General features: G+C 53.8%; 1 protein-coding gene. It reads left to right on the top strand.

The features are described from left to right. Positions 1 to 661: 661 nt before the first annotated feature. Positions 662 to 2057, top strand: a 1396-nt coding sequence (locus EXZ48_RS34450) for an AAA family ATPase (RefSeq protein ID WP_130521554.1), incomplete at its 3' end; no start/stop codon positions are given.

Here is a 2057-nt window from a genome sequence, read left to right as displayed (position 1 = left end):
CGATCAACCTTGGAAGATTATGTCCATCGGCCTACGAGACTGGGCACACAGGTCATGATCAATGCTCGTTGGTATAAGGGATATCGTTAAGAGGCATCGGACATCTTGGGTCAGCCTCGCCAAGATGCCTCGGCGAGCGGGGATGTGATGGTCAAAAGACACCGACGCCGAAAGACTTCAGGTCCCCGACGGCTACCACCCGCGGAATCTGTAGCCGCCAGGGAGGCAAGAAAATCTGTTGGCGCGGCGCTCGACGAAGTCGGTTTTAAGCCGTTGGGCCGCCGAATAATCGTTGGCAGGGGGATTGTTCAAGGAAACACAGATGGCAGTAGCGCTCCCGACAACGGAGAAACGGAGACGCCCGTCTATGTCACGTCATCGGACGACCCGTTGTGAACTCTATCAACGGGCAATCACACCGCGCGTTATGCCTGTCCTCTTCGAAATGAGACGACAAGCGCTACTCGAGTCCGATCCTGCTCGTATCGTGGATGGAAAACTATCGGGCAAGGTCGTCAAATATGTCGGGGCAAAAGCTGTATCTTCTCGTGAGTTCTGTGTTTGCGAACATACAATCACAGTGGAGAACGACTCACGCGGCTATTGATCTGAGTTGGGCGCTGCTATCGTGCCCACCAGGAATGTTTAAAACGAGTCTTTGATGCAATTCGTCGTACACAAAGCCGCCAAGCCTCCTGTATCGGCCGGAATTAACTATCCGTTCGCAGGTCTCTACCAAGATAACTGGAACGACTTCGGATGGCGCTGTCGGTTCGTCGCAACTCTGCATATCAGCGCCGATGAGGCGGTAGATTTAGGTCCGGTAAAGATTGCGCAGGACAACGACGGATTTCGAGCGAGTACTCCTGCTTTCTTCGAAATTTTACCCAACAACGTTGCGTCTCTTGGAGAGTCAATCGCATATTACCGCCGCATTGAGGACCTTAGCCCTGAACTTCAGCTGGCGTATCTGACGGCGGTCGGGGACATAGTCTACGACCCGGAGCGCCGCTTTCTTATCACCAACCAGGAGCTCTGGGAAAAAAGCTTCATGCGCGAGGTATCGTCCCGGCATGCCTTGGATCGCGGCGGCTATTACGTTGGAGCTCCCTTTGTGGAGGTCGAGCCGCCAAATTTCGACTTTAGTATGCAGCTCCCGGGAGCAGCAGGTCGGCACGAAGTTACCTTCGACTTCACCGGGCAAGGCGGTCTTCCGAATCGTACGATGCTTCTCGTTGGCCGCAACGGTACCGGAAAGACACAGTTGCTCTCTAGCGTGGCTTTCGAAAGCATGGCGGCGGAAGTCTTTGATGAAGAAACGATCAAATCGATGCCTAAGGCGGAGATATCAGCTGATCTCAAGCTCAGTCGCGTAATCACAATCTCTTATAATGTATTCGACGAGTTTCCTCTTCCCAAAGAGACAAGGACACGACGACCGCGTGGTGTCGCGTACCGATCGCGAGCGTCCTACAAGTACTGCGGGCTGCGAACGCGCGATGGCACGATTAATGCCAACGAAGTCGACAAAATGCTGGCCGAGGCGCTAGAGCCAGTGGCTGCATCGGATCGCATGGAACGCCTTGAATTGGTCCTCGCAACATTGTTCGACGAGCAACAAGCAGTGGCCTTGACTTCGGAGGATGATCAAACTCGCAAACAGGCGGTAAAGCAGCTGAGTGCTGGGCAGCGCCTTGTCGCGGCGATTTTTAGCAATATCGTCGGCTTCATAGAAGAAGGATCGCTTCTTCTCATTGACGAGCCGGAAACGAACCTACATCCCGGCCTGCTCAGCAGTGTCGTCGATGCGCTTACCCGGGTACTGGAGGAATACGACTCCTATGCGATCATAGCGACGCATTCTCCCATTCTGCTGCAGCAAATACCAAGTCGATATGTAAGGGTAGTTACGCGCGACAACCTCAACAGACCAGCCGTTAATCCTCTTTCTTTCGAAAGTTTCGGAGAAGACTTGGGGGAGCTTATACGCCGCCTCGCTGACCTCGACTCTTTGGCCTTCCCAAAGTGCGGTGAATCTGAATCTCTGGTGCAAACCG

Source organism: Shinella sp. JR1-6, assembly GCF_004284735.1.
Classification (GTDB): domain Bacteria; phylum Pseudomonadota; class Alphaproteobacteria; order Rhizobiales; family Rhizobiaceae; genus Shinella.
This window is presented reverse-complemented; position numbering and strand designations above follow the sequence as displayed.